Annotated in this window: 29 protein-coding genes, 1 pseudogene and 1 other annotated feature; of the genes and pseudogenes, 9 read left to right on the top strand and 21 right to left on the bottom strand. The window is 47.2% G+C overall.

Annotated elements, in window-relative coordinates:
• The first annotated feature begins 8 nt into the window (after nt 1–8).
• From asmA to gndA, 4 genes are all read left to right on the top strand, one after another.
• The gene (asmA, locus tag HH682_RS05950; RefSeq protein ID WP_214236687.1) at nt 9–1,829 is read left to right on the top strand and encodes an outer membrane assembly protein AsmA; all 1,821 of its coding nucleotides are present in this window, start codon (nt 9–11) and stop codon (nt 1,827–1,829) included.
• A gap of 91 nt (nt 1,830–1,920) precedes the next feature.
• A complete protein-coding gene (locus HH682_RS05945) occupies nt 1,921–2,823 on the top strand; it encodes a sugar phosphate nucleotidyltransferase (protein WP_214236686.1) in 903 nt (300 codons plus the stop codon).
• 17 nt (nt 2,824–2,840) lie between these two features.
• On the top strand, nt 2,841–3,857 hold the full coding sequence (gene galE, locus HH682_RS05940; protein WP_214236685.1) for a UDP-glucose 4-epimerase GalE: 1,017 nt from the start codon (nt 2,841–2,843) through the stop codon (nt 3,855–3,857).
• Between the two features lie 162 nt (nt 3,858–4,019).
• Nucleotides 4,020–5,426 (top strand): NADP-dependent phosphogluconate dehydrogenase, encoded by a 1,407-nt coding sequence (gene gndA / locus HH682_RS05935; RefSeq protein ID WP_099824322.1) that lies wholly within the window; start codon nt 4,020–4,022, stop codon nt 5,424–5,426.
• A gap of 49 nt (nt 5,427–5,475) precedes the next feature.
• Here the strand turns inward: gndA and HH682_RS05930 are convergent, their stop codons facing one another.
• From HH682_RS05930 to hisG, 10 genes and pseudogenes are all read right to left on the bottom strand, one after another.
• On the bottom strand, nt 5,476–5,850 hold the full coding sequence (locus HH682_RS05930) for an ABC transporter ATP-binding protein (protein ID WP_214236684.1): 375 nt from the start codon (nt 5,848–5,850) through the stop codon (nt 5,476–5,478).
• 27 nt (nt 5,851–5,877) lie between these two features.
• Nucleotides 5,878–5,991 (bottom strand): annotated as a pseudogene (locus HH682_RS16205) (STM2901 family protein); the annotation flags it as partial.
• 272 nt (nt 5,992–6,263) lie between these two features.
• Nucleotides 6,264–6,878 (bottom strand): bifunctional phosphoribosyl-AMP cyclohydrolase/phosphoribosyl-ATP diphosphatase HisIE, encoded by a 615-nt coding sequence (gene hisIE / locus HH682_RS05925; RefSeq protein ID WP_214236683.1) that lies wholly within the window; start codon nt 6,876–6,878, stop codon nt 6,264–6,266.
• A complete protein-coding gene (hisF, locus tag HH682_RS05920) occupies nt 6,872–7,648 on the bottom strand; it encodes an imidazole glycerol phosphate synthase subunit HisF (RefSeq protein ID WP_214236682.1) in 777 nt (258 codons plus the stop codon). Before hisF ends, hisIE begins: the two co-directional genes overlap by 7 nt.
• The gene (gene hisA / locus HH682_RS05915) at nt 7,630–8,367 is read right to left on the bottom strand and encodes a 1-(5-phosphoribosyl)-5-[(5-phosphoribosylamino)methylideneamino]imidazole-4-carboxamide isomerase (protein ID WP_214236681.1); all 738 of its coding nucleotides are present in this window, start codon (nt 8,365–8,367) and stop codon (nt 7,630–7,632) included. The genes hisF and hisA overlap by 19 nt, the downstream gene beginning before the upstream one ends.
• A complete protein-coding gene (gene hisH / locus HH682_RS05910) occupies nt 8,364–8,957 on the bottom strand; it encodes an imidazole glycerol phosphate synthase subunit HisH (protein WP_214236680.1) in 594 nt (197 codons plus the stop codon). Before hisH ends, hisA begins: the two co-directional genes overlap by 4 nt.
• On the bottom strand, nt 8,957–10,024 hold the full coding sequence (gene hisB, locus HH682_RS05905) for a bifunctional histidinol-phosphatase/imidazoleglycerol-phosphate dehydratase HisB (RefSeq protein WP_214236679.1): 1,068 nt from the start codon (nt 10,022–10,024) through the stop codon (nt 8,957–8,959). The genes hisH and hisB overlap by 1 nt, the downstream gene beginning before the upstream one ends.
• Nucleotides 10,021–11,103, bottom strand: coding sequence for a histidinol-phosphate transaminase (gene hisC, locus HH682_RS05900; RefSeq protein ID WP_214236678.1), 1,083 nt, complete (start codon nt 11,101–11,103; stop codon nt 10,021–10,023). Before hisC ends, hisB begins: the two co-directional genes overlap by 4 nt.
• On the bottom strand, nt 11,100–12,407 hold the full coding sequence (gene hisD / locus HH682_RS05895; protein WP_214236677.1) for a histidinol dehydrogenase: 1,308 nt from the start codon (nt 12,405–12,407) through the stop codon (nt 11,100–11,102). The genes hisC and hisD overlap by 4 nt, the downstream gene beginning before the upstream one ends.
• A 3-nt stretch (nt 12,408–12,410) precedes the next feature.
• A complete protein-coding gene (gene hisG / locus HH682_RS05890) occupies nt 12,411–13,310 on the bottom strand; it encodes an ATP phosphoribosyltransferase (protein ID WP_214236676.1) in 900 nt (299 codons plus the stop codon).
• A gap of 58 nt (nt 13,311–13,368) precedes the next feature.
• Nucleotides 13,369–13,488 (bottom strand) — a sequence feature (His leader region).
• 206 nt (nt 13,489–13,694) lie between these two features.
• On the opposite strand from hisG, the gene HH682_RS05885 reads away from it, so the two are divergent.
• From HH682_RS05885 to HH682_RS05870, 4 genes are all read left to right on the top strand, one after another.
• Nucleotides 13,695–14,525 (top strand): SDR family oxidoreductase, encoded by an 831-nt coding sequence (locus tag HH682_RS05885; protein ID WP_214236675.1) that lies wholly within the window; start codon nt 13,695–13,697, stop codon nt 14,523–14,525.
• Between the two features lie 236 nt (nt 14,526–14,761).
• Nucleotides 14,762–14,935 (top strand): hypothetical protein, encoded by a 174-nt coding sequence (locus HH682_RS05880; protein ID WP_214236674.1) that lies wholly within the window; start codon nt 14,762–14,764, stop codon nt 14,933–14,935.
• Nucleotides 14,925–16,283, top strand: a complete 1,359-nt coding sequence (locus HH682_RS05875; RefSeq protein ID WP_214236673.1) for an APC family permease — start codon at nt 14,925–14,927, stop codon at nt 16,281–16,283. Before HH682_RS05880 ends, HH682_RS05875 begins: the two co-directional genes overlap by 11 nt.
• A gap of 122 nt (nt 16,284–16,405) precedes the next feature.
• Nucleotides 16,406–16,633, top strand: coding sequence for a YgdI/YgdR family lipoprotein (locus HH682_RS05870; RefSeq protein ID WP_048912232.1), 228 nt, complete (start codon nt 16,406–16,408; stop codon nt 16,631–16,633).
• 44 nt (nt 16,634–16,677) lie between these two features.
• On the opposite strand, the gene sbcB is transcribed toward HH682_RS05870, so the two are convergent.
• Nucleotides 16,678–18,108 (bottom strand): exodeoxyribonuclease I, encoded by a 1,431-nt coding sequence (sbcB, locus tag HH682_RS05865; protein ID WP_214236672.1) that lies wholly within the window; start codon nt 18,106–18,108, stop codon nt 16,678–16,680.
• 176 nt (nt 18,109–18,284) lie between these two features.
• Between sbcB and HH682_RS05860 the strand changes: the two genes are divergently transcribed.
• Nucleotides 18,285–19,463, top strand: coding sequence for a tyrosine-type recombinase/integrase (locus HH682_RS05860; protein WP_214236671.1), 1,179 nt, complete (start codon nt 18,285–18,287; stop codon nt 19,461–19,463).
• Here the strand turns inward: HH682_RS05860 and HH682_RS05855 are convergent.
• The 10 genes from HH682_RS05855 to HH682_RS05810 all read right to left on the bottom strand — a co-directional run bounded on the left by HH682_RS05855 (nt 19,444) and on the right by HH682_RS05810 (nt 23,663).
• On the bottom strand, nt 19,444–19,635 hold the full coding sequence (locus HH682_RS05855; protein WP_214236670.1) for a helix-turn-helix transcriptional regulator: 192 nt from the start codon (nt 19,633–19,635) through the stop codon (nt 19,444–19,446). The two genes, HH682_RS05860 and HH682_RS05855, sit on opposite strands and share 20 nt — an antisense overlap.
• A 260-nt stretch (nt 19,636–19,895) precedes the next feature.
• Nucleotides 19,896–20,132, bottom strand: coding sequence for a DUF4060 family protein (locus HH682_RS05850; RefSeq protein ID WP_420826185.1), 237 nt, complete (start codon nt 20,130–20,132; stop codon nt 19,896–19,898).
• A gap of 161 nt (nt 20,133–20,293) precedes the next feature.
• A complete protein-coding gene (locus HH682_RS05845) occupies nt 20,294–20,533 on the bottom strand; it encodes a hypothetical protein (RefSeq protein ID WP_214236669.1) in 240 nt (79 codons plus the stop codon).
• Between the two features lie 169 nt (nt 20,534–20,702).
• Nucleotides 20,703–20,849 (bottom strand): hypothetical protein, encoded by a 147-nt coding sequence (locus HH682_RS05840; RefSeq protein ID WP_214236668.1) that lies wholly within the window; start codon nt 20,847–20,849, stop codon nt 20,703–20,705.
• Between the two features lies 1 nt (nt 20,850).
• Nucleotides 20,851–21,303 (bottom strand): hypothetical protein, encoded by a 453-nt coding sequence (locus HH682_RS05835; protein WP_214236667.1) that lies wholly within the window; start codon nt 21,301–21,303, stop codon nt 20,851–20,853.
• Between the two features lie 41 nt (nt 21,304–21,344).
• The gene (locus HH682_RS05830; RefSeq protein ID WP_214236666.1) at nt 21,345–21,749 is read right to left on the bottom strand and encodes a hypothetical protein; all 405 of its coding nucleotides are present in this window, start codon (nt 21,747–21,749) and stop codon (nt 21,345–21,347) included.
• Between the two features lie 44 nt (nt 21,750–21,793).
• Nucleotides 21,794–22,261 carry a single-stranded DNA-binding protein gene (gene ssb, locus HH682_RS05825; RefSeq protein ID WP_214236665.1) on the bottom strand — a complete coding sequence of 156 codons (468 nt, stop codon included), beginning with the start codon at nt 22,259–22,261 and terminating at the stop codon, nt 21,794–21,796.
• On the bottom strand, nt 22,258–23,133 hold the full coding sequence (locus tag HH682_RS05820) for an ATP-binding protein (RefSeq protein WP_214236664.1): 876 nt from the start codon (nt 23,131–23,133) through the stop codon (nt 22,258–22,260). Before HH682_RS05820 ends, ssb begins: the two co-directional genes overlap by 4 nt.
• Nucleotides 23,134–23,140: 7 nt before the next feature.
• Nucleotides 23,141–23,383: a hypothetical protein gene (locus HH682_RS05815; protein ID WP_214236663.1), complete on the bottom strand. Its 243-nt coding sequence runs from the start codon at nt 23,381–23,383 to the stop codon at nt 23,141–23,143.
• A 112-nt stretch (nt 23,384–23,495) separates the two neighbouring features.
• The gene (locus HH682_RS05810) at nt 23,496–23,663 is read right to left on the bottom strand and encodes a hypothetical protein (RefSeq protein ID WP_214236662.1); all 168 of its coding nucleotides are present in this window, start codon (nt 23,661–23,663) and stop codon (nt 23,496–23,498) included.
• Nucleotides 23,664–23,897: the final 234 nt, after the last annotated feature.

Genomic DNA, 23,897 nt, shown 5'->3' with positions numbered 1-23,897 from the left:
GAGATGGCATGAGAAAGCTGATAACCACCTTCGCCATTCTCATTGCGGTGCTTGTCGCAGGAATGTCTGCGTTAGTCCTGTTGGTTAATCCAAATGATTTTAAACATTATATGGTCCAAAAGGTTAAAAAACGCAGTGGTTATCAACTGACGCTGAAAGGTGATCTTCGTTGGCACGTCTGGCCAAGGCTGAGTATCTTAAGTGGTCCAATCTCTTTAACCGCTCCGGGGGCCTCGCAGCCCGCGGTGACGGCCGATAACATGCGCTTAGATGTTGAGCTATTACCTCTCCTTTCTCATCAGCTCCATGTGAGTAAAGTATTAGTCATGCATGCGGTGATACAGGCTATTCCTGATGCGGCAGCGAAAACAGCACCGGCTGGACCGATAGCTCCTGATGATAAAAATGCATTTTCCTCCTCACTGGGCCACTGGTCGTTAGACATAGCCCGCGTTTCCGTGGCGAATAGCTTACTTATCTGGCAAGACCCACAAGGTGAGCAGCTTAATTTTCGCGATGTCGATCTTAGCCTACATCAAGATGCCTCGCGAGTAGGGCAGTATCGGTTAAGCACAGTATTGACTCGCAATCAGCAGACCTTTTCCATAGATTTTGAAGGGCAGATGGATGCTCGACATTATCCCTATAAGCTGGCATTTTCGGTCGATCGTGGGAATTACCAACTGCAAGGTGTTTCATTACCTGAGCAGGGGGTAAAAGGGAAAACGACCTTTACGGCACAATGGTCACCGTTGAGCAGCGCTTTTGATCTGACTAATTTTACCCTTCATGCCAATGATAGTGATTTTAGTGGCGAAGCAAGCGGCACATTAGCGCCTGCATTACAACTCAAGCTTAATCTGCAGTCGCAGAACGCCAACTTTGATCAACTGTTGCTGCCGAGCCAGCCACGACTTCAATCGCAATCAACTGATCAGCAAAACACAACGGATGATACGACAGACATTACTCGAGCACGTACACCGGTTATTGCTGAAAAAAATAATCGCGGATTTATTGACTGGCTTAACCAAAGTGAAATTTCCAGCCAACTGACGGCCAATCAAGCAACCTGGCACGATGTGACGATTAAGGGTTTGGAAGTAGATATGCATAACGCTATGGGGGTCATGAACCTCAATACGCTCTCCGGTAAAGTGGATAACGGCCAATTTACGATACAAGGTAAGGTCGATTTCCGTCCGGAACTGGCGACCGTAGCATTGCATACCCAGCTACAGCGTATTCCGCTACAAATCGTTCAGCCATTGTTACAAATACCGCCGGTACTACGAGGGGATATCTCGTTACAAGGTGACTTCACGGGGCAGGGACTACGCGGTAAAGAAATTCTCACCCAGTGGCAAGGCCATTCCAGTGTCGAGTTAATGGGGCTGGATCTTCCACAAATGAATGTTCAACAAATGGTTATTGACGCGGTGACTCGTGCCAGTAACCGCGTCAATTCTGATCCAAATCTGCACCCGGTTATCCCTGATATGCGCGGAGATTTTACCTTAGCGGACGGCAATCTGCAGTTAACCCGATTAGCGGGCGAGAATGCACAAGTCTCTTTGAATGCCTTGGGGAATATTAACTTTACGCAGCACCAACTCGATATCACCTTCAATCTTCTTACTCGTGGATGGAAAGGTGATCCTGGAATGATCGCACTCTTGGCCAATCAACCTATTCCGTTACGTTTTTACGGTCCTTGGAATCACTTGCAATATTCGTTATCGGTAGATAGGTTATTGAAAAATAATCTTAAGAGTCGATTACAGCAGTGGTTAAAAGATAATGATAAAGCTAAACACTCATCATCATGATTTTACTGGGAGAGTTTCAGACTCTCCCTATGCTTTGAAGGTTTAGGCTCATCGATACTATCTTGCACGCATCCCAACCAGTGGAAGAGATATGAAAAATTTGAAAGCGGTTATTCCTGTTGCCGGGCTCGGTATGCATCTGTTGCCAGCGACCAAAGCGATTCCAAAAGAGATGTTACCCGTCGTTGATAAACCCATGATTCAATACATTATTGATGAGTGTGTCACGGCAGGTATCAAAGAGATTGTCTTAGTTACTCACGCTTCTAAAAATGCGGTCGAAAACCATTTCGATACCACTTACGAGCTAGAAGCATTACTGGAACAGCGGGTTAAACGACAACTGCTGAGCGAAGTAAAAAGTATCTGTCCTCCTGGTGTGACCATTATGAATGTTCGCCAACCGCAACCCTTGGGATTGGGTAATGCCATTCTCTGCGCTAAACCGATCGTCGGGGATAACCCTTTTGTGGTGGTACTGCCTGATGTCATTTTGGATAACCAAAGTGCCGATCCACTCCGTTATAACTTAGCAGCGATGATGTCGCGTTTTGCAGAGACCGGATATTCACAAGTCCTTTGTCAGACGCTCCCCCGCGAAGAGCTGGCAGAATACTCGGTGATCACGACTGAACAGCCCTTAGTGGCCTCCGGTGATACTTGCCGTATTGTCGATTTTATTGAAAAACCCTCCTACGCTGAAAATTTACCGGAAACGGCGCAATTGGCGGCGGTGGGGCGTTACGTGTTATCCGAAAAAATTTGGGCGTACTTAGAAAATACATCGCCAGGCGCTTGGGGCCGTATTCAATTAACCGACGCGATTGCCTCACTTAATCAATCTGAGCCGGTCGAGGCCAGTGAGCTTCATGGCATTAGCTATGACTGCGGGCGTAAGCTGGGCTATATGCAAGCCTTTGTTGCCTACGGGTTGCGTAATCCCCAGTCAGGACACGCTTTCAGAGATTCTATTAAAAAACTTCTTAACTCTTAAACCTAGGCTGAACAATCATGGCAATTTTAGTGACAGGTGGAGCGGGATATATTGGCTCGCACACCGTCTTAGCACTGCTACAACGGGGCGATGACGTCGTTGTATTGGATAACTTATGTAACGCCTCGCAAGAAGCCCTCGCACGTGTTGCTAAGTTGACGGGACGTAAGGCAGCTTTTGTGGAAGGTGATATACGTGACAGAGCCTGTTTGCAGTCACTCTTCGCACAACACACTATCACTGATGTCATTCATTTTGCAGCCTTAAAAGCGGTGGGCGAATCGACTCGAATGCCGCTTGAATATTATGAAAATAATGTCTCAGGCACGCTGATACTATTAGAAGAGATGCGCCGCGCCGGGATTTGGAACTTTATTTTTAGTTCCTCAGCAACGGTTTACGGTGCTGATGCGCCTGTTCCTTACGTTGAAACGACAGCGATTGGCGGCACAACCAGTCCTTATGGTACGTCAAAGCTGATGATTGAACGGGTATTGCAAGACTTTGCGACAGCGGAGCCGCAATTTAATACTATCGCCCTGCGTTATTTCAATCCAGTGGGCGCGCATGAGTCGGGCGAGATCGGTGAAGACCCGTCGGGTATACCGAATAATTTATTACCTTACATCGCACAAGTGGCGATTGGTAAGCTCCCACAATTAGGGGTATTTGGAGGCGATTACCCAACGCCTGATGGAACTTGTCAACGTGATTACATCCACGTGATGGACCTCGCGGAGGGCCACTTAAAAGCGTTGGATCACTTGCAGCAAACCCAAGGCTATCGTGCTTATAATCTCGGAGCGGGTAAAGGCTACTCTGTATTAGAGATGATCCGTGCATTTGAGCAGGCATCAGGATGTACCATTCCGTTTGAAATTAAACCACGCCGTGCGGGTGACCTTGCAGCATTTTGGGCAGATCCAGCCTTAGCTGCAAAAGAATTAGAGTGGAGCGTCTCACGAGGTATCGACGAAATGATGGCCGATACCTGGCGTTGGCAGCAAAAAAATCCTCATGGATATCGTCAATAAGTGTAATTAATAAGCATCTGACCGACTAGGACTTGATCAAACGTGCGCTAAGCATGGATTTCCCGGTCAGGTTTTTATATAACTTATAGGACAAGGTACGTGCTAACAAACCTAGAACATAATGTTCACATAGGTAAGCTTTCTACCAGACAGGAGAATGTAATGTCTAAGCAGCAAATTGGTGTTGTCGGAATGGCAGTAATGGGCCGTAATCTCGCGCTAAATATTGAAAGCCGTGGCTATACTGTCTCAATCTTCAACCGTTCACGTGAAAAGACGGATGAAGTGATTGCAGAAAACCCAGGTAAAAAACTCGCACCATTCTACAGCGTGGAAGAGTTTGTCGAGTCCTTAGAAAAACCTCGTCGTATCCTGTTGATGGTACAAGCGGGTGAAGCGACAGATAAGACAATTGCCTCGCTGACGCCACACCTTGATAAAGGTGATATCCTGATCGACGGTGGTAACACCTTCTATAAAGATACCATTCGCCGTAATAAAGAACTGTCCGATCAAGGCTTCAACTTTATCGGTACCGGTGTATCGGGTGGTGAGGAGGGTGCATTAAAAGGCCCTTCAATCATGCCTGGCGGTCAAAAAGAAGCTTACGAACTCGTCGCACCGATTTTCGATAAAATCGCTGCCCGTGCAGAGGGTGAAGCTTGTGTCACCTATATCGGTCCAGACGGTGCGGGTCACTATGTCAAAATGGTTCACAACGGTATCGAATACGGTGACATGCAGTTGATTGCTGAAGCTTATTCAGTACTGAAAGGCTCTTTAGGTCTGTCTAATGAAGAACTGGCGAAAACCTTCAGTGAGTGGAATCAAGGCGAGCTGAGCAGCTACCTAATTGATATCACCAAAGATATTTTCACTAAGAAAGATGATACCGGTAACTACTTGGTTGACGTGATCCTTGATGAAGCAGCAAACAAAGGGACGGGTAAGTGGACTAGCCAAAGCTCGTTAGATCTTGGTGAGCCATTATCCCTGATTACTGAGTCAGTGTTTGCACGTTACCTTTCTTCGCTTAAATCACAACGTGTTGCTGCATCTAAAGTCCTGACTGGCCCGAAAGTTGCTGCATTCAATGGTGATAAAGCGGAATTTATCGAGAAAGTCCGTCGTGCACTGTATCTGGGTAAAATTGTTTCTTACGCGCAAGGTTTCTCACAACTGCGTGCAGCCTCAGACCAATACAGCTGGGATCTGAATTACGGCGAGTTAGCGAAAATTTTTCGTGCGGGTTGTATCATCCGTGCACAATTCCTGCAAAAAATCACTGATGCTTATGCAGAGAACCCAGAAATCGCGAACTTACTGCTTGCTCCATACTTCAAAAATATCGCTGATGAATATCAACAAGCGTTACGTGATGTGGTGAGCTATGCGGTGCAGAACGGTATCCCAATGCCAACCTTCTCTGCAGCGATTGCCTACTACGATAGCTACCGTTCAGAAGTGTTGCCTGCTAACCTGATCCAGGCCCAACGTGACTACTTTGGTGCACACACTTATAAACGTACCGACAAAGAAGGCGTTTTCCACACTGAGTGGTTAGACTAATTTTTCGGTAAATAACGCTTCAGCCAGTGACAAGGTCACTGGCTTTTTTTTAGATAATTATCCGTCCTTGTACTAAATGAAGTTGGCGATTACAGGCACGTTCGGCAAGGTTCGCATCGTGGGTAGCAATAACTAAAATCCCCGCTTGGTGGATAAACTGTTGCAAACGCTTCTCCGCCTTATCTTTAAACGTAGCATCCCCCACACTTATCCATTCATCCATAAGCAGTATTTCGGGTGGCTGTGCAGTACAAATGGCGAATGCTAAACGTAATACCATGCCGCTGGAATAGGTGCGTACGGGTAGATAGATAAACTCCTCCAGTTCACTGAAGGCAATCACCTCCTCAATCAGGGCAGGGAGCTGTTGCTTAGGTATCCCCATCAATAAGCTTCTGAGTTTAATATTTTCGATACCGGTCAATTCGAACTCCATCCCAAGTACAGGAACCGTGCGCCCGACGAAAGCGCCAAGATTTGTAACATATTTGGGTTTTAAGGTTCGGAGGCTGACGTTAGTGAATGTCGGAAGCCGAAAGCGGAGTTCAATATTGAGATGTCGCAGGGCTATTACAGATGCAACTGATGTATCTTTAGTTGCACCAGCAAATTTTCCTCCAGCTTAACAATAGGAAAACCGACTTTTATAGCTGCTACTTGAACCAGCCTGAGAGCCGCTTGTGGCAAGGTTTTTAATGGATGGACTGAAAAAATTGCTGCATCGTCGGGGTGTGCAACGTTGTATCGGGGGGAGGGAATGAGATTTTTACAGTTATGGAATTTTAGGGGTAATTTTTAAAAAGCGGTGGACGGATAGTCGCCGCCCACCGTTAAAATTTATGCCTGATGACGCTGGCGTAAATTCGCAATAATCGTGCTTAAATCAAGATCCTGATCTTGCAGTAAGACAATCAAGTGATAAAGGAGATCAGACGCTTCGTTGGTCAGCTCTTCACGGTCATTGACTGTGGCCGCTAATGCCGTTTCGACCCCTTCTTCTCCTACTTTCTGAGCAATACGCTTGGTACCGCTGGCATATAAGCTCGCCGTATAGGAACTGCTCGGATCAGCCGCTTTACGGCTCGCCAGCAGTTGTTCAAGTTGCCATAAAAATTGCCAATCTGACGCGGCAGGAGAAAAACAACTCGAGGTGCCAGTATGACAGGTCGGGCCAAGGGGCAAGGCTAAAACCAATAAGCTATCGTGATCACAGTCTGCGGTGATCTGCTTAACCGTTAAAAAGTGCCCAGAGGACTCGCCCTTTGTCCATAACCGCTGTTTGCTGCGAGACCAGAAGGTCACTTTACCGCTTTGCTGTGTGGCGGTTAATGCCTCTTGATTCATATAACCGAGCATCAATACTTCACCCGATACTGCATGTTGAATAATCGCCGGGATCAGGTTATCGGTTTTCTCCCAATCGAGCGCGGCCATCGCTTCAGACGTTAACATAGACGAACCTCTATCTGATTATCTTTTAGGAACTGCTTAAGTTCACCAATATTAATAATTTGCTTATGAAAGACCGACGCCGCTAATGCACCATCGACATTGGCTTGTGTAAAGGCCTCGAGAAAATGCTGTTCGGTTCCTGCGCCACCTGAAGCGATAAGCGGTACGTGACAGACTTGACGGATTAAGGCGAGTTGCGTTAAGTCGTAGCCTTGGCGCACGCCGTCTTGATTCATCATGTTCAGCACAATTTCTCCAGCACCACGCTGTTGCACTTCCTTTACCCACTCTGCGGTTTGCCATGAGGTACTACGTGTACGTGCCTCATCGCCGGTAAATTGTTTGACTTGATACGTTCCAGAGGTTTCGTCAAACCAGGTATCAATCCCGACGACCACACACTGCACACCAAAGCGGTCAGCCAGTCGAGTGATCAATTCTGGATCGGCTAGGGCCGGGGAATTGATCGAGATTTTGTCTGCCCCAAAAGAGAGGATTTCTGCGGCATCTTCTACCGATTTAATCCCGCCGGCGACACAGAAAGGAATATCGATCACCTCTGCGACGCGAGCGACCCAGCTTTTGTCTACGACACGCCCCGCAGAGGAGGCCGTAATATCGTAAAAGACCAGTTCATCGGCCCCTTCGGCGGCGTAGCGCGCAGCCAGCGGAACAATGTCCCCAATCACTTCGTGGTCACGAAACTGGACCCCTTTCACCACTTGGCCATCGCGCACGTCGAGGCAGGGAATTATCCGTTTTGCCAGCATGAAATTGCCTCCGAGACAGTGAATTTATCTTCTAATAATGCGCGACCAACAATAATGCCTTGCACTCCACTGGTCCGAAGTGCGGCAATATCCTCAAGCGAACCGATACCGCCTGATGATTGGAAAGCGATAGCCGGCCACTTTGCCGTAATTTCTTGATACAGCGCGACGTTGGAACCTTGTAAGGTCCCATCGCGTGAAATATCTGTACAGAGCACGTGACGAAGGCCATAAGGCTCGTAATCCGCAATCACCTGTTCCAAGGTCACTCCAGACGCTTCCTGCCAGCCGCTAATGGCAACTTCTTTGCGCTGATTTTCATCGATACGAATATCTAAGGCTAATACAATGGCTTCTGGGCCAAACTCTTCAAACCATGCTTTAACCATCTCGGGGTGGCGGATAGCGGTAGATCCCACCACCACTCGGCTCGCACCGGCCTGTAATAGGGCAACCACATCGTCACGTTGACGAATACCTCCGCCCACTTGAACGGGTACAGAAACGCCAGCCAATAGTTCAGATAAGAGGCTGATCTGTCTGGCTGTAGGATCTTTGGCACCGGTCAAATCGACGAGATGGAGAACGTTTGCCCCCTGTTGCTGATAGGATTGCAGACGAGATAGCGGATCACGGCCATAATCACGCTGCTGACCATAATCCCCTTGGTGTAACCGTACCACTGCTCCTTCAATCAGGTCTAACGCTGGGATAATCATGACATCTCCAAAAAGTTTTTCAGCAGCTGAGCGCCAGCGGCACCGGAGCGCTCTGGGTGAAATTGTACCCCGTAAAAGTTATCGCGTTGGACTGCCGCTGAGAAAGCTTCACCATACCGGCATTGAGCAATGGTGTACTCATTCACTGGCATCGCGTAGCTGTGGACAAAGTAGAAATAGGCATCTTTATCGATATCGCGAAAGAGTGGGTGGCCCGCTTGCGCCGTCACTTGGTTCCAGCCCATGTGTGGTGTCGGCAGTTCACCGGTCTCTAAGGCGCGTACTTCTTCCGGAATTAATCCTAGGGTTTTGATCTCACCGCGTTCTTTACTGTGGCTGCCGAGAATTTGCATGCCAAGGCAAATACCCAATACTGGCTGGGTACAGCGAGTAATAAGCGAAATCAACTCGCGTTCCTCAAGCTGCTGCATCGCCGCACTCGCGGTGCCGACACCGGGTAGCAGGAGCTTATCTGCCGACAGTACGAGGTGTTTATCGCGGCTCACGGTCGGCTGATAGCCTAATCGTTGTACTGCCCATTTGACCGACGACAGATTGGCACAACCTGTATCAAGGATTACAATATCCATCAAAGCACCCCTTTTGAACTTGGTAATGTATTCCCTTCAACGCGTATCGCTTGGCGGAGCGTTCTACCAAAGGCTTTAAACAAACTCTCCACGCGATGGTGATCGTTTTTACCTTTTGTCTTTAAGTGTAAGGTTGCGGCCATAGTGTAAGAGAGTGAGCGGAAGAAGTGTTCCACCATCTCGGTACTTAAATCACCGACGTGCTGGTGGGTAAACTCAGCCTTGTACTCAAGCCAAGGTCGACCTGAAATATCCAGGGCGCAACGTGCCAGGCACTCATCCATTGGCAAGGTAAAACCAAAACGACCTATCCCACGCTTATCCCCTAACGCTTTCAAGAGGGCTTCACCTAAGGCTAAACCGGTATCTTCAACCGTGTGGTGATCATCGATATGCAGATCACCTTTCGCCTGAATATTCAAGCGACAGCCGCCATGGGTAGCAATTTGATCGAGCATATGGTCAAAAAAGCCAATACCGGTCGATATCTGGTTTTCTCCCTCACGGTCTAACCAGACTTCAGCAGTGATTTGCGTTTCATGAGTATTACGCACTACTTTTGCATAACGATCCTTACGGCAGAGGCGTTTAGCGAGGGTTGGCCAATTATCACCTTCTGCGCCATAGCGAATACCTTGAATACCCATATTTTCGGCTAGGGTAATATCGGTCGCACGGTCACCAATCACGTAACTTTGTGCCTTATCGAGTTCGCCTTCAACCAGCCATTTTTCGACGAGTTTCGTTTTCGGCTTACGACAAGCACAGTTGTCTGTCGGTAAGTGAGGGCAGATTAATACCTCAGAAAAACAAATCCCCTGGGAGGCGAAAACCTGCATCATTAAAGCATGAGGAGGATCAAAGTCGGCTTGCGGGAAACTTTCGGTACCTAGCCCATCTTGATTGGTGATCATCACCAATTCATAGCCTGCTTTTTGTAAATCGAGCAGGGCAGGGATCACGCCGGGCTCAAAGGCTAATTTCTCAAGACGATCAACTTGGAAATCGAGAGGCGGTTCGCTGATCAGTGTGCCATCACGATCGATAAACAAAATTTTACTGGTCATTGGCGCTCTCCCTTAGGACCAAATTGTGTCAAGGCTTGATAAAGTGCTTCCATTTCTGCATCAGTCCCAATCGATACACGCAGACACCCACCGAGGAGTGGGTTCTTCGTTTGGTCTCGTAGAATGATCCCTTGATCCCATAACCCTTTAAAAATGGCAGGGGAATCGTGGAAGCGAATCAGGAAATAGTTCGTATCACTGAGGAAGGCTTGCTCAACACAAGGTAATTCAGCAAGACGGGGAATAAAGGTATCGCGAATCGCATTAAGTTCCGCGACACGGGCGCGCATCGCGTTAAGCCCTTCATCACTTAAGGCTTGGCTGGCGATATCAGCAACCGGTGTTGAAAGGGGGTAGGGCGCGATCACTTTCAACAATGTTTGAATAACCCCAGGTTGCGCCAAGGTAAAACCACAACGTAAACCCGCTAAGGCAAAGGCTTTGGATAAGGTACGTAATACCACTAAGTGCGGAAATTGTTGCATCCAACTAACGACAGAGGCTTGTGGACAGAACTCAATATAGGCCTCATCGACCACCACTAACGCCTTTCCTGCGGTGGCCGTTAAGACTTGGCGAATATCTTCGGCCTTGAGTAAGTTACCGGTTGGATTGTTCGGACTACAGATATAGACAATTTTTACCGAGTCCAATTGCTGAAGGATTGCGGGCACATCGAGTTGCCATGCATCAGTGAGCCGCTGCGTCTTGGTTTGTACACCATAGGTTTCGGCACTGACGCTATACATACCGTAAGTTGGTGGACAATACAGTACAGTATCTTGCCCTGGTTCGCAGTATGCGCGGATCAGCAGTTCGATGGCTTCATCGGCTCCCCGGCTGACCAGAACGTTGTCTGAGGTCAGCCCAGCGTACTTAGCATAACGGCTAATCACCTCGACAGGTTGGCATTCAGGGTAGCGATTTAAGGTTTGTTGTGTCAGTGAAAAATTGATAGGTATTGGGTATTCGTTCGCATTAAGCCATACATCACCGCAACCGCCCAACCGCCGTGCAGATTGGTAAGGCGTTAAGTCTCTAACATTTTTTCGTACAAGCTGACTCAGTGGGTCACTCATGAAGACTCCTTAAGCGCTTTAACGCGAAGCGTGACGGCATTTTTATGCGCTTCTAACCGTTCTGCCGCAGCCAATATTTCTATAGTATTTGCAAGGGAAAGAAACCCTTGCGGCGTCAATTCTTGAAGTGTCATCCGCTTTTGAAAATCGGCTAAGCCTAAACTTGAGTAGGTCGCCGTGTAACCATAGGTCGGTAACACATGGTTAGTCCCTGACGCGTAGTCGCCCGCTGACTCCGGTGACCAATCGCCTAAAAAGACGGAACCGGCGCTGCTTATACTGTCTACCCAATCACGCGGCGATCGGATCTGTAAGATAAGGTGTTCGGGACCATACTGGTTAGAAATAGCGATACACTCTGCTAAGTCGCGGGTGACAATGATTTGGCTGGACGCTAATGCTTTGGCAGCAGTCTCCGAACGAGGGAGTTGCGCTAATTGTTGCTCAACCTCAGTCACGACCTGTTCTGCTATCTGCTGATCAGGGGTCAGTAAAATCACTTGCGAATCGGGGCCATGTTCTGCTTGTGAGAGAAGATCTGCCGCAACAAACGCTGGCGTGGCACCGCTGTCGGCGATGACTAAAACTTCCGATGGACCGGCTGGCATATCAATGGCCGCGCCATGTAAGTGCTGACTGACTTGACGTTTCGCTTCGGTTACCCACGCGTTACCAGGACCAAAGATCTTATCAACACTGGCGAGTGTTTCGGTTCCAAAGGCCATCGCGGCAATCGCTTGAGCACCGCCAATTTGGTAAATCTCCTCAATTCCGCAAAGCTTGGCGGCATACAGGATTTCATCGGCGATAGGCGGTGGAGAACACAGCACGCGACGAGTACATCCGGCAATCTTTGCTGGGGTTGCCAGCATTAATACGGTAGAAAACAGCGGCGCGCTTCCGCCAGGAATATAGAGGCCGACAGATTGGATGGGCCGCATCACTTGCTGGCAACGAATACCGGGTTGTGTTTCAACGTCCACACTGGCCAATTTCTGTGCTTGGTGAAAAGTCTCGATATTGCCTCGCGCCACGGCCATTGCTTGTTTGAGTTGCGGGCTGACTCGTTCACAGGCTTCGTCGACTTGTGCAACCGTTACCGCGAACTGTTCAATGTTACACCGGTCAAATTGCTGGCTAAAGCGACGAAGGGCTGCATCACCTTCTTCACCCACCTGGGCTAGAATCTGTTGCACCGTTTGGGTGATATCAGTCGCAGCAGCCATCGCCGGGCGCTGTAAGAGTTTTTTCTGCTGAGCCGGCGAGAGCGCGGCCCAAGAGACAATAGGATTAAGCGTACTCATCGGTTACTCCATCATTTTCTCAATGGGTAGGACGAGGATCGAGCTGGCGCCCAATGCTTTCAGTTTTTCCATCGTTTCCCAGAACAGTGTCTCGCTGCTCACCATGTGCAGAGCTAGACGCGACTGGTCACCGGCCAGTGGCAGCACGGTGGGGCGCTCTGCACCCGGTAACAGGTCGATAATTTGCTCAAGTTTGTCGCTGGGCGCGTGCATCATGATGTATTTCGATTCACGTGCCTGAATAACACCTTGGATACGGGTCATAAGGCGGTTCACTAACGCTTGTTTATCTTCAGATAACTCCCCTGCGCGTTGGATCAGTACCGCTTTAGAGCGATAAATAACATCGACTTCACGCAGACCATTCGCTTCGAGTGTTGCCCCAGTGGAAACGAGATCACAAATGGCATCGCTAAGCCCGGCGCGCGGGGCCACTTCAACAGAACCGTTAAGTAAGCAGGATTTGAACGTCAGACCTTTCGAGTCGAAATATTTTTTTAATAAGTGTGGGTAAGAGGTGGCAATACGTTTGGTGTCTAAACATTCCGGTCCGGTATAGACACTGTCGGCAGGCATAGCAAGGGAAAGTCGGCATCCACCAAAATCTAAACGGCGTAAGATGGAAAGTTGGGGGTCTTCACCCTGCGCACGACGAGTTAAGACTTCTTCTTCTAAGACGTTTTCGCCGATAATGCCTAGATCCACCACACCATCCATTACTAAGCCCGGAATATCGTCATCACGAACACGTAGAATATCAATCGGCATATTCTCAGCAAAGGCAATTAAGCGCTGTTGTTGTAGGTTGATTTTTATTCCACAACGGGTAAGTAGTTCGCGAGAGTCATCACTCAAACGGCCTGATTTCTGCATTGCAATACGTAAACGCGTGTTATCCAACATTACACCAATCCTCTATATTTACTTTTCTGTCTGTCATTGTTTTATAATTATTAAGCCATTAAAAAAGCCCTCGGAAGAGCGATCTTCCGAGGGCTTTATACGTTCAAACCGGTGGAAGACTTATTCGTCTCCCAGCCGCCATCGCCTGAAAGACTAGTCAGGGTGATGATGGTGATGATGACGGGTTTGAACAAAATTCATAATTTTCTTATCCAAGTATTGGAAAAAAGTGATGTCATTTAACCTAGCCGAGTTGATTGACCTTGGCAACCGTTTTTTCTCGACTTGGCCCAATTTTTTTTACATCAAACTCAGACAACTTTACTGGTGGGCAAAGAAGAGTCGCGCTAACCTTGTACCATGACTTTTGAAGGCGAGACCTGTATGAAAAAAATAGCGATTATTGGATTGGGGTGGTTAGGGATGCCTTTGGCCTTGGCACTCAGTCAGCGTGGCTACGATGTGCAAGGTTCAAAAACGTCTGAAGATGGTATTCTCGCTGCCCGGCGCTGCGGTATTTCAGCGGTAAAATTAGTCACGAAACCCGATATCGAGTGTGATTTCGAGGAGTTAGAGCAATTAATGACGGTCGATACCTTAATTATCACCTTGCCTGCGTCACGCAGCAGTGATGGGGGTGAACAGTATATCAATGCGGTTCAAAATCTGGTCGATACCGCCATTGCCAATGGAGTGAAAAGGGTCATTTTTACCAGTTCGACCTCTGTATATGGCGATCAGCAGGGTGAGATGGTTGAAGCTAGCCCATTACTGCCCGTGACCCCAGCCGGAAAACGACTCGTCACGCTAGAACAATGGCTGCACCAATTGCCAGGCGTTGAGGTCGATATTTTACGTCTGTCTGGCCTAGTAGGGCCTGACCGTCATCCTGGCCGTTTTCTGGCGGGAAAAAAACAGTTGAAGCAGGGCCACCATCTGGTCAATTTGGTCCATCTTGACGATGTGGTCGAAGCTATTCTTCTTCTTTTGGCCTCGCCAATCTCAGGAACCACCTTTAATTTATCGGCGCATCAGCATCCAAGGCGTGATGAGTTTTATCCCTTTGTCGCTAAACAACTGGGATTGGAACCTCCCACTTTTGAAGCGGTTGAGTCGCAAGCCCCTGAGGGGAAATGGGTGAATGGGGAAGCGATTTGCCGCAGCCTAGGTTTCCACTATCGCTATACTGATCCCTTCGTCATGCCCCTTGGCTAAGCAATGCTACGGCCATAAAGAAAATTCTGAGGTATTGCCCAGAAGGGCTTGTTTTAAAAGCTGGATTTAGGCACAATGCGCGGCCTGCAAAATTCGAGATAACCGACGTAAACTGTTTTAATTAACCGTGCGTCGGTTATTTTTTTGCAGTAAAACTTACTAGTAGTGTTTAACTGGTCGGCCTACGCCGGCTTAGTCAGCCTTTCACGCTTGAGCGTATGTTTAGAGGAAAAGTAATGGGGCCATCAACTATCATGCAAGTAGCAGCAGCTGCTCGCTTTCGCGATGACTACGGCGCTAAGGCTATTTCACAGCCTATCTATGTCACTCCTTCCGTCCCTTCGCGGAGTTTCCCTGTGGTGCAGTCCGTGCAGATTGCGGCTATAGGGGGGCAACATCATGCAGACTAATGCAACTCCAGCACAATCACGTGCTAGCTTAAAGAAAACACTGACTCTCTTCCCGGTCGTTATGATTGGCTTAGCGTATATGCAGCCAATGACGTTGTTTGATACTTTTGGCATTGTTACGAATTTAACGGGTGGGCATGTTGCCACGGCGTATGCCTTCGCCCTCATTGCGATTCTGTTTACTGCGCTCAGTTATGGAAAATTGGTTCACCGTTTCCCATCAGCGGGTTCGGCGTACACTTACGCCCAGAAATCGATCTGTCCTCATGTTGGTTTCATGGTGGGTTGGTCGTCGCTCCTTGATTATCTCTTTATGCCGATGATCAATATTTTACTCGCCAAAAGCTATTTCGAGTCGCTAATCCCTGGGATCCCTTCGTGGATTTTTGTTGTACTATTAGTTGGCTTTATGACCCTGACTAACCTGAAAGGTATTCGTACGGTTGCTAACTTTAACGGTCTGATTGTTGTTTTACAGATCTTGGTAATGTTAGTGATAGTCGGTATGGTCATTTACGGTGTTGCACATGGCACAGGTGAAGGAACATTAGTCAGCAGTAAGCCATTCTGGACTGAGAATTCGCAGGTGGTGCCGATGATAACCGGGGCGACGATACTCTGTTTCTCATTCTTAGGCTTTGATGGCATCAGTTCATTATCTGAAGAGACGAAAGACGCTAAGCGCGTGATCCCGAAAGCGATTTTCTTAACCGCGTTGATTGGTGGATTATTGTTTATCGCAGTTTCTTATTTCTTGCAGCTCTATTTTCCTGATGTCAGCCACTTTAAAGATCCTGATTCATCACAACCAGAAATCATGCTTTATGTGGTAGGTAAAACCTTCCAATTCGGCATCCTGATCTTCTCTTGTGTCACGGTTCTCGCGTCGGGAATGGCAGCGCATGCAGGCGTTTCCCGTCTGATGTATGTGATGGGTCGTGATGGTGTATTCCCTAAACGTTTCTTTGGTTACATTAGCCCGAGATTCCATACGCCGGTCTTTAACGTGTTACTCGTTGGCGCTATTGCACTATTAGCGATCAACTTTGACTTAGTGACCGCCACAGCATTAATTAACTTTGGTGCGCTAGTAGCCTTTACCTTTGTTAACTTATCGGTGATTGCGCAATACTGGATCCGTGAAAAACTTCGCTATACGCTGAAGGATAATATTCGCTTCTTGATCCTGCCATTGTGTGGCGCGATGACCGTTGGTGCGCTGTGGGTGAACTTAGAGAAAAGCTCAATGGAATTAGGCTTAATCTGGGCGGCAATCGGTATTATCTATCTGGCGATTGTGACTAAAGGCTTCCGCCTTCCGGTCCCACAGTATACTGAAGAACGTTAAGCATTATTCCTTAACTCGAAAACCGACCTAATAAGGTCGGTTTTTTTTTGCGTCCTGCAAAATGTAAAAAAGGGTCTATACTTAAATCGAACTGATAAATTACATATCTCAAGGAGTGTCATATGAAGAAGTTGATTATCCCTGCTGTAGCAATGATTGCTGTGTGTGCATTATCGGGTTGTACGCGTACCAGCTATGCAATCCATACTGTTGATGGGCGCACGATAGTCAGCGATGGCAAGCCTAAAGAAACGGATGCCGGTTTAGTGGGCTACACTGATGCAAACGGTGTAAAACAACAAATTAATAAGAGCGAAGTTAAAGTGGTTTCAGAAATTCCTAATAAGTAATTTCGCCCCTTTAATTGAGAAAGCCTGCTTAGCAGGCTTTTTTTTTAACTTAATAGTTCTTGAGCATAACGGGCTAATGCCTGTAGCAGAACAAGCTTATCAGGTTGTTCTTGGTACTCTTGAATCAATACCGTAAGTTGCTCGAAATAGTCATTGACCCTTTGCGGTGAGAGAACCGAACGACGATAATCCATCCAGCGTTGCTGCTCTGCCTCATCGAGTGTTCCCGGGTAGTTTCTTGCCCGAAAACGAAACAGTAGCTCATCAATACGCTTATCACTCCACCGTAAGTCCATAGCCGGTAAATGCTGAGGATTGGTCTGACGGATCACATCTAATGTTTGCTTATCCGCAGCAGAAAAGAAGCCATCGTAGAGCTGGTTATCGACATTATTGGTTGCTGGAAAAGGCGCTTTTTCTGCGAACAGTGCGACGACTTTTTCCCGAATTTCAGTATGCTGACGCAATAGGGCCAAATTATTCAAGCAGGCTTGTCGATCTATCCCCAGACGCTCAGCATCTTCGGGACGTAATACATTGGCAGGCGCTAAGACCGGACATTTATTGATATGGACCAGCTTTAAAGGGATAGGGGCATTGTCACCGCGCGCTTCTTTGGTTTGATAAAGCCTTTCACGTAACTCATCGCTGGTGTGGTTAAGGAGGGGAGTGATGTCTCCCGCTAAATCTACCGTAATCAAGGCGTTTTTATTTTCTGGATGCCACGCGAGAGGGACTACCCAACTTGTATTCCCCCGTGCTGCCCCAAACATCCCGGAAACATGAACCAAAGGTTTCATCTGCGGGATATCAATTAAGCTTGTGAGACGATGTTTATTACGATGTGTAAAGAGAAAATCGAATAACTTTGGCTGTTTCTCTTTAACGAGCTGTGCCATGGCGATGGTGGCGTAGACATCTGACATTGCATCATGAGCATGGGTATGCGCAATCCCATTCGCTTTAGTTAGATGTTCAAGTTTGAAACTTGGGAGGCCTTGCTCATTTTCTGGCCATTGAATACCTTCAGGACGCAATGCATAACAGGCGCGCATCACATCCAAAAGATCCCAGCGAGAGTTACCTTCTTGCCAACTCCAGCCATAGGGGTCATGAAAATTACGATAAAAGAGGTGACGAGTGACCTCGTCATCAAAACGTATATTGTTATACCCGACGATGCAGGTATTCGGTTCACTGAAAAGATGATGAATACGTTGGGTGAACGCCGCCTCAGTTATCCCTTTTTTTTGAGCTTCTTGGGGGGTGATATGCGTAATTAACACCGCCTCAGGTTCAGGAAGATAATCATCAGCCAGTTTACAATAAAAGACTTCCGGTTCACCGATTACCGTAAATGTACTGTCAGTACGTACTCCTGCAAATTGTGCAGGTCTATCTAAGGCAGGATGTTTACCAAAAGTTTCATAATCGTGAAAGAGGAAGGTAGGCTGTACTGTATCGTTGTTTTTCATACATTATCGTCACTATTTGTAGTTTATTGTACAGTTAAATCAATGTCTTAACGTACATAATCGTAGTCTTCCGTACACTGTTGTAGTTTTTTGTACATTGTAATCCAGTTTTGTACATGACATATTGCGTACACATTGAGTACATAATTTTATTTTAGTGCGTACATAATATAAAAATGGCAATCAGCGACGTTAAACTTAGAAAACTTCTCGGCAAACCTTATACCGGTCCGGCAGAACTAACCGATGCCGAGGGCCTTGGCGCGAGAGTCACTCCCAAGGGAGTTATTACCTTTCAATACCGTTATCGGTGGAAAGGTTCGGCTCAGCGTATTTCTATTGGTCGTTACCCTTCAGTATCACTTCAACAAGCGCGAAACATAGTAGCAGAGTTCAGGGAGCTTTACTTCGCCGGAGTAGACCCTAAAACTTCACTTCATAAAGAAGAGGTTAAGTCAGTCACATTAAAAGACTGCCTGAATTACTGGAATGATAACTATGTTACAGCGTCACTTCGGCCTAAGACTCAGCAACTCTATCAGTCTACCGTTATCAAAATAATGGATGGCTTATTCCCCAACGCTCCTATTGACCAGATAACCACAAGGCAATGGGTGGATTTCTTCACTAAAGAAGAAAAGGCTAATCCTCGAAGAGCAAGACAGGTGTTATCTCAACTTCGATCGGCAATCAGTTGGTGTATCAGGCGACAATATGTTGATAGCTGCGCAATTATGAACATCATGCCTAAAGACTTCGGCGTTGCTTCGGCAGTGGGTGACCGAGTTCTTACTTATACTGAGTTAGCAAAAGTTTGGATTGGAATTGAAAGAAGCAGAGCTGCTACGTCTAATAAATTACTCCATCAAATGCTCATCTTATGGGGCGCAAGAATATCCGAACTAAGGTTGGCTGTTAAAGGTGACTTTAACCTGGAGGATGGAGTGTGGACGGTGCCAGCGTCAAACAGCAAAATGGGTAACACTATTCGCCGGCCAATATTCCCACAGATTGAGCCATTACTCGAAAAGGCATTAACCACCTACAAAGAGAATCTTTTCCCCGGTGATGACCTGAGCAAGCCTATAACAATCTCAGCAGCAAATCGGTTTATTGGCAGAGTTAGGGATTCGATAGATATTGATAACTGGCGAACACACGACTTTCGAAGGACCATAGCAACGAGACTATCAGAAGAAGGAGTCATGCCCCATGTCATTGAGAAAATGTTGGGGCATGAGTTGGGCGGGGTTATGGCGGTGTATAACAAACACGATTGGATAGAGGACCAGCGCAAAGCCTATGAACTTCACGCTGAGAGGCTGTTCGAGCACATTAAGAAGCTTTCTGATTAACGCCACCATTGTCGATCCACGCTTGAATGTCTGATGGGCGAAATTGTGAAGGATGGGTGCGAACCGGATGAGGAAAGTTACGCTCTTTGCGGTACTTCCAAATTGTGTACCGTGAGCGTATGTGTAAGAGGCTCATAACTTCTTTTTCAGTGACTAATTCTTCAATCTGCATAGCATTCTCCTTTACCTTCCCGCAGACATGACGATGCCGCCGATTGTCGGTGCGGGAGTAGGGTGGGTTGATTTAATATTGGGGGTTATTTGCTGTTAACGTGCGGGTACTTTTTAAGAATATCTGATGCTTTGGACAAGATAACTGGGTCGATATTTTTTTCATTCCTTTGATAACTGTTTACAACTTTATTAAGAATTTCAGCCAGCTCATTACGCTGCTTTAGTATGTTTCGCTCAAGTTCATTAATCATTTTTACCTCATTGCTGATGATGAACTCTGGTTAGGTTCCTGCATCCGGTTATTACTGTTGCGGATATGGTTGTCTTTCTGGTGACTACTTCGATTTGATAATGCCGGTCACGGTAGCCGACAGAATACACGACATGGTGATACTTGTTCCCAGTTCCGTACTTCAATCGATGCTTATCGATAGCTCTGCTGGCGACCACGATATGTACTGGCTCGGTATCGCCACGGATAACCTCACGCATCATATATTCCTTCTTACTTCACCACACACAATCTCATGCTGAGGCTGAATATCTTTCATAGCCTCTATCTGATGCTCGCATTGTGATTGGGTGGGGTAGATTGTTTCGGTGAGGGGGGGGGGTGGTATTTCCGACTATTTCAAGGATTAGGTATCCAGCTAGTATCATTGGGTCATTAACCTCAACTTATTCATTATCTCGACGTACGCCTCAACATCAACGATGTCATAGGCTATCTCGGTAAGTGCTTCGTCGATAATATCCAGCTCCTCAGGTAACAGATGATTATCCCGATAATCACTCCACTTCACGGCTGCCAGCTTCCCTCCCGCTACTTCCATATCACTGTAAACAGGTGGCCCCTTTCCGTCCTCGTACTCAACAACGTAAGTTACCTTTCCCATTATTTCACCCTCTTACTGGTAACGCTGTATAGATAAGGCTGCACAGCATCATGCTTTGAGTTTTTATCCTTGCAAAATTCGCCAGCTTCCTTCTTGTCAGCGTAGACTGATACGATTTCCTCGCGGTTCCATACATCCCTGCGATGCCTTCTAGTTACGATATGAATCATTAATCACTCACCTTTGAAAGTCCGTAATTAAAATGGCTAAAAAAGAAATCTTTAGCGTATTCCTCTGCTTCTTCCTCTGAATCTACCTCAAACTCTTCCTCCTCCTGAATACCTGGACCTTCCGCAATCACTTTGTATTTAGCCATATCACTCCCCCAATCCGTTAGTTCGTTTAACTTCTGAAATGGCACCATTCCATCCTCGTCTAAATTCATTGAAGGAATCGTGATTTTCATTGAATTCAGGTGGTAACTTAATCTCCGGCACTGGCGGGGCTGTGAAAAGCTGCACTACCTTATATCCTCCCTCCAAGTCAGTGACTCCATCATTTAGGGCTGTAACTTCGTCACTAACAGTGCTTCCGTATTTATCAATGCAACATTCTGATAAGTATATTGCCCCGTCTGGCTCTGATATTCCGTAACCAAAATGGTCTACCGTTAGTGATTCTAGGGCTATTTCAACCAATTTCTGCATATATTCTGACAAGCAATCGTCGTACTGGTTAGGATTCTCTGGCTCGATGCCATTTAAGGAGTTAAGCGCCGACCTTGCAAACTTAGTCAACTCTTCACGCTGCTCTTTTGTTAATGTAATCATTACTACTCTCCACTATAAGTTAGCCTTCCTTGGCGATGGGGTTAGTCGCCAAATCCGCCGCGACCGTTAAGGTTAGATGTTGGTACCACGTAGTTTCGTGACGACTTATCAGCCCACGCCTTTGCTTCTTCGTTGCGTATCCTTGCCCGGTCTATCTCCATCCACTCTGGTAGTGGAGGGTTAACCGATGCCTTTAGATTCTCAGCCCTTAACCTTCCCTTATCGGTGTATCGCGTATTCCATGGATCGACCTTCCCTGTGCCAATAATCGAAGCAACCATCGCATCAATTTTTGCTTTAGCGATAACCTTTCCATAATCAGAACGCACCGAAGAAAGGTCGGCTAGTGTTCTACTACGCAATGCAGGAGGGAACTGGCTAATCTCCTCTCTCTGGCTAAGTGTCAGGCGTGAGAATACCGCCGATTCTTTCTCGGATAAGTTCATGGGGTTTCCTTAAATTAGGTGGGAAGGGTGGTTATTGCTGACTGCTAAAAGGGCACATCGTCATCGAAGTCCATTGGCGGCTCGTTCGATTGCTGTGGCTGACTACGTTGAGTCTGCTGAGTATTATTTTTAGGTTGGCTATTACCGTTTGATTGGCCTTCTTGCTTGCCGCCGAGCATCTGCATCGTTCCGTTGATGCCTACCTGAATCTCAGTTGTATAGCGGTCGTTACCTGACTGGTCCTGCCACTTACGAGTCCGCAACTTGCCTTCTAGATAGACTTCGGAGCCTTTCCGCAGATACTTACCCGCAATTTCCGCTAGCTTCCCGCTGATTACTACGCGGTGCCACTCAGTAATCTCCTTTTGCTCACCAGTTTGCTTGTCGCGCCAGCTCTCCGATGTAGCCACTGATAGATTTGCAAAACACGCCCCTGATGGAGCGTATCGAACTTCAGGGTCTTGACCCAATCGACCCACGATAATCACTTTGTTTACGCCTCTACTACTCATGCTGCTTCCTCATTTTGGTTATCTAATTCTGATTTACGGAGGTCATAAATCTCTTTAGCCTTAGCCTGAAACTCAGTTCCTCTTAGCGTCCGCCATGCCTCCTCAAATGAGTGGCGCAACGCTTCCATGTCAGTTGATGCCTCAGCTGAAGATAGGAATGCTTTAAGCGACTCTTCATGGGGATTAACGCCAGATTCCAGCCATTCTAGAAGGCTCGCTCCGGTTGATTCTGACAATACGACGGGGTCGCAATTACTAAATAACTTTGTACGGTCCTTGCTGGCGATCGCGTGATGTGTTTCATGCCCGATATCTAAGACGGTCGTGAACTCATATTCAACACCATCACGCTGCTCTGACTTCATACCTAGCTTGGCGACCTTCTTGCGTCCGTTCTCTTCTACTTGAGCTGTTTCCGTCTTGCTCCGCATCGTAGCGATGATATGCATAGGCGATCGGAGGATTGCATCAAGAAATAGTCTGTGGCGTGGGTTAATCTCACTCCAGGCTGACCAAGAATTACCGCGAAACTTCGTCTTTGCTATCGTATCGACAAGCTCTAAACAGCCGCCGACACCGCTCCATTCGTGGGTAATACTGTCCAGTATGAGCGTGTCATATCCTGCGTTTTCTGCAGCGTTGATTGCCTCGATAAAACGCTCTGGAGAGAAGGGTGGGTCAAGCTCTAAAACATCGAAATCCACGATGTCAGAGTAAAGTGATGCGCTGCCTTTTTCGGTGTCCAATACTGCAACCTTTCCTCCAATTCCCTTGGCGACCAATAACGCGCTGTAAGTCTTCCCTGCACCACTTGGCCCGGTAAGAGCCAACCGTAGTCTGGCTTTCTTTCTCATGGCTTTTTCAAATTTCATAGAAACCTCAGAATGGTAATGGTTTACTTAGTGCGCCTGATTCGAAATCAAGCGATGTGCCGACTGGCGGAGTGACAATGAATCCGTGTTCCATTAACTTCTCAGCTACAGCCCACAGGTCGCCGTCAGCGATTAACTCAGCCATATCGGTTTGCTGGTCTAATCTCACGTCTTGCATAACGATTTGAATCTCACCGCGAGCATCTTTTCTCGTTTCGAAGTTTTGTGCGGTGCAAATTAGCTCTCTCATTTTGACCTCCATAAATCCTTGATAATTAACGCGCAACCAGACAGTGAACGCGGATAAACTCGGAACTCACCACTGCGAAAAATGGTTATCTTTTGACGTTCTAGTGAAATTCTCACGCATAGGCCTCCGGTCTGGCCGCATCGTTAACGAACTGCTGAATGCGGTCTAATTGAGTGGTAGTGAATTGTTTAAAGCGATTAAATAGGTTGGTAGCAGCGCCAATGACGCCGCTATTGACGTTGATGGTCATTAGCGATACTCCGTTAAGTGTTGTTGTCATATAACCGCCCACTCATTGAATAGGCGCTGATATGAGGGCGTAAAAAAAGCACCCGTAGGTGCTATAAATCAGCCTTGTCCATTAGTGACTCGCGCTTCTTATTGAGCCTGTCAACTTGCGCGTGATAGTTGGCTATCTCTTTATCGATATGATGCTCTTGTAGTGGCACAGTAAATTTGGCCACCTGATCAAAGGTGATATTCTCACCACAACATAAAACAGGTGACTTGATGA

The sequence above is a fragment of the Rosenbergiella gaditana genome (genome assembly GCF_018494065.1).
In the GTDB taxonomy this organism is placed as follows: Bacteria; Pseudomonadota; Gammaproteobacteria; order Enterobacterales; family Enterobacteriaceae; genus Rosenbergiella; species Rosenbergiella gaditana.
This window is presented reverse-complemented; position numbering and strand designations above follow the sequence as displayed.

Coding starts and splice junctions, on each gene's coding strand:
- HH682_RS05845 (WP_214236669.1), bottom strand. CDS start 20,533: ATGGGAAAGGTAACTTACGTTGTTGAGTACGAGGACGGAAAGGGGCCA.
- HH682_RS05945 (WP_214236686.1), top strand. CDS start 1,921: ATGAAAAATTTGAAAGCGGTTATTCCTGTTGCCGGGCTCGGTATGCAT.
- hisB (WP_214236679.1), bottom strand. CDS start 10,024: ATGACCAGTAAAATTTTGTTTATCGATCGTGATGGCACACTGATCAGC.
- asmA (WP_214236687.1), top strand. CDS start 9: ATGAGAAAGCTGATAACCACCTTCGCCATTCTCATTGCGGTGCTTGTC.
- hisH (WP_214236680.1), bottom strand. CDS start 8,957: ATGGATATTGTAATCCTTGATACAGGTTGTGCCAATCTGTCGTCGGTC.
- HH682_RS05855 (WP_214236670.1), bottom strand. CDS start 19,635: ATGCAGATTGAAGAATTAGTCACTGAAAAAGAAGTTATGAGCCTCTTA.
- HH682_RS05850 (WP_420826185.1), bottom strand. CDS start 20,132: ATGATGCGTGAGGTTATCCGTGGCGATACCGAGCCAGTACATATCGTG.
- hisG (WP_214236676.1), bottom strand. CDS start 13,310: ATGTTGGATAACACGCGTTTACGTATTGCAATGCAGAAATCAGGCCGT.
- hisD (WP_214236677.1), bottom strand. CDS start 12,407: ATGAGTACGCTTAATCCTATTGTCTCTTGGGCCGCGCTCTCGCCGGCT.
- HH682_RS05820 (WP_214236664.1), bottom strand. CDS start 23,133: ATGAAATTTGAAAAAGCCATGAGAAAGAAAGCCAGACTACGGTTGGCT.
- galE (WP_214236685.1), top strand. CDS start 2,841: ATGGCAATTTTAGTGACAGGTGGAGCGGGATATATTGGCTCGCACACC.
- ssb (WP_214236665.1), bottom strand. CDS start 22,261: ATGAGTAGTAGAGGCGTAAACAAAGTGATTATCGTGGGTCGATTGGGT.
- HH682_RS05840 (WP_214236668.1), bottom strand. CDS start 20,849: ATGGCTAAATACAAAGTGATTGCGGAAGGTCCAGGTATTCAGGAGGAG.
- hisA (WP_214236681.1), bottom strand. CDS start 8,367: ATGATTATCCCAGCGTTAGACCTGATTGAAGGAGCAGTGGTACGGTTA.
- HH682_RS05830 (WP_214236666.1), bottom strand. CDS start 21,749: ATGAACTTATCCGAGAAAGAATCGGCGGTATTCTCACGCCTGACACTT.
- HH682_RS05860 (WP_214236671.1), top strand. CDS start 18,285: ATGGCAATCAGCGACGTTAAACTTAGAAAACTTCTCGGCAAACCTTAT.
- hisIE (WP_214236683.1), bottom strand. CDS start 6,878: ATGTTAACGTCTGAAGCGATGGCCGCGCTCGATTGGGAGAAAACCGAT.
- HH682_RS05835 (WP_214236667.1), bottom strand. CDS start 21,303: ATGATTACATTAACAAAAGAGCAGCGTGAAGAGTTGACTAAGTTTGCA.
- HH682_RS05810 (WP_214236662.1), bottom strand. CDS start 23,663: ATGACAACAACACTTAACGGAGTATCGCTAATGACCATCAACGTCAAT.
- HH682_RS05875 (WP_214236673.1), top strand. CDS start 14,925: ATGCAGACTAATGCAACTCCAGCACAATCACGTGCTAGCTTAAAGAAA.
- sbcB (WP_214236672.1), bottom strand. CDS start 18,108: ATGAAAAACAACGATACAGTACAGCCTACCTTCCTCTTTCACGATTAT.
- gndA (WP_099824322.1), top strand. CDS start 4,020: ATGTCTAAGCAGCAAATTGGTGTTGTCGGAATGGCAGTAATGGGCCGT.
- HH682_RS05885 (WP_214236675.1), top strand. CDS start 13,695: ATGAAAAAAATAGCGATTATTGGATTGGGGTGGTTAGGGATGCCTTTG.
- HH682_RS05870 (WP_048912232.1), top strand. CDS start 16,406: ATGAAGAAGTTGATTATCCCTGCTGTAGCAATGATTGCTGTGTGTGCA.
- hisC (WP_214236678.1), bottom strand. CDS start 11,103: ATGAGTGACCCACTGAGTCAGCTTGTACGAAAAAATGTTAGAGACTTA.
- HH682_RS05880 (WP_214236674.1), top strand. CDS start 14,762: ATGGGGCCATCAACTATCATGCAAGTAGCAGCAGCTGCTCGCTTTCGC.
- hisF (WP_214236682.1), bottom strand. CDS start 7,648: ATGCTGGCAAAACGGATAATTCCCTGCCTCGACGTGCGCGATGGCCAA.
- HH682_RS05815 (WP_214236663.1), bottom strand. CDS start 23,383: ATGAGAGAGCTAATTTGCACCGCACAAAACTTCGAAACGAGAAAAGAT.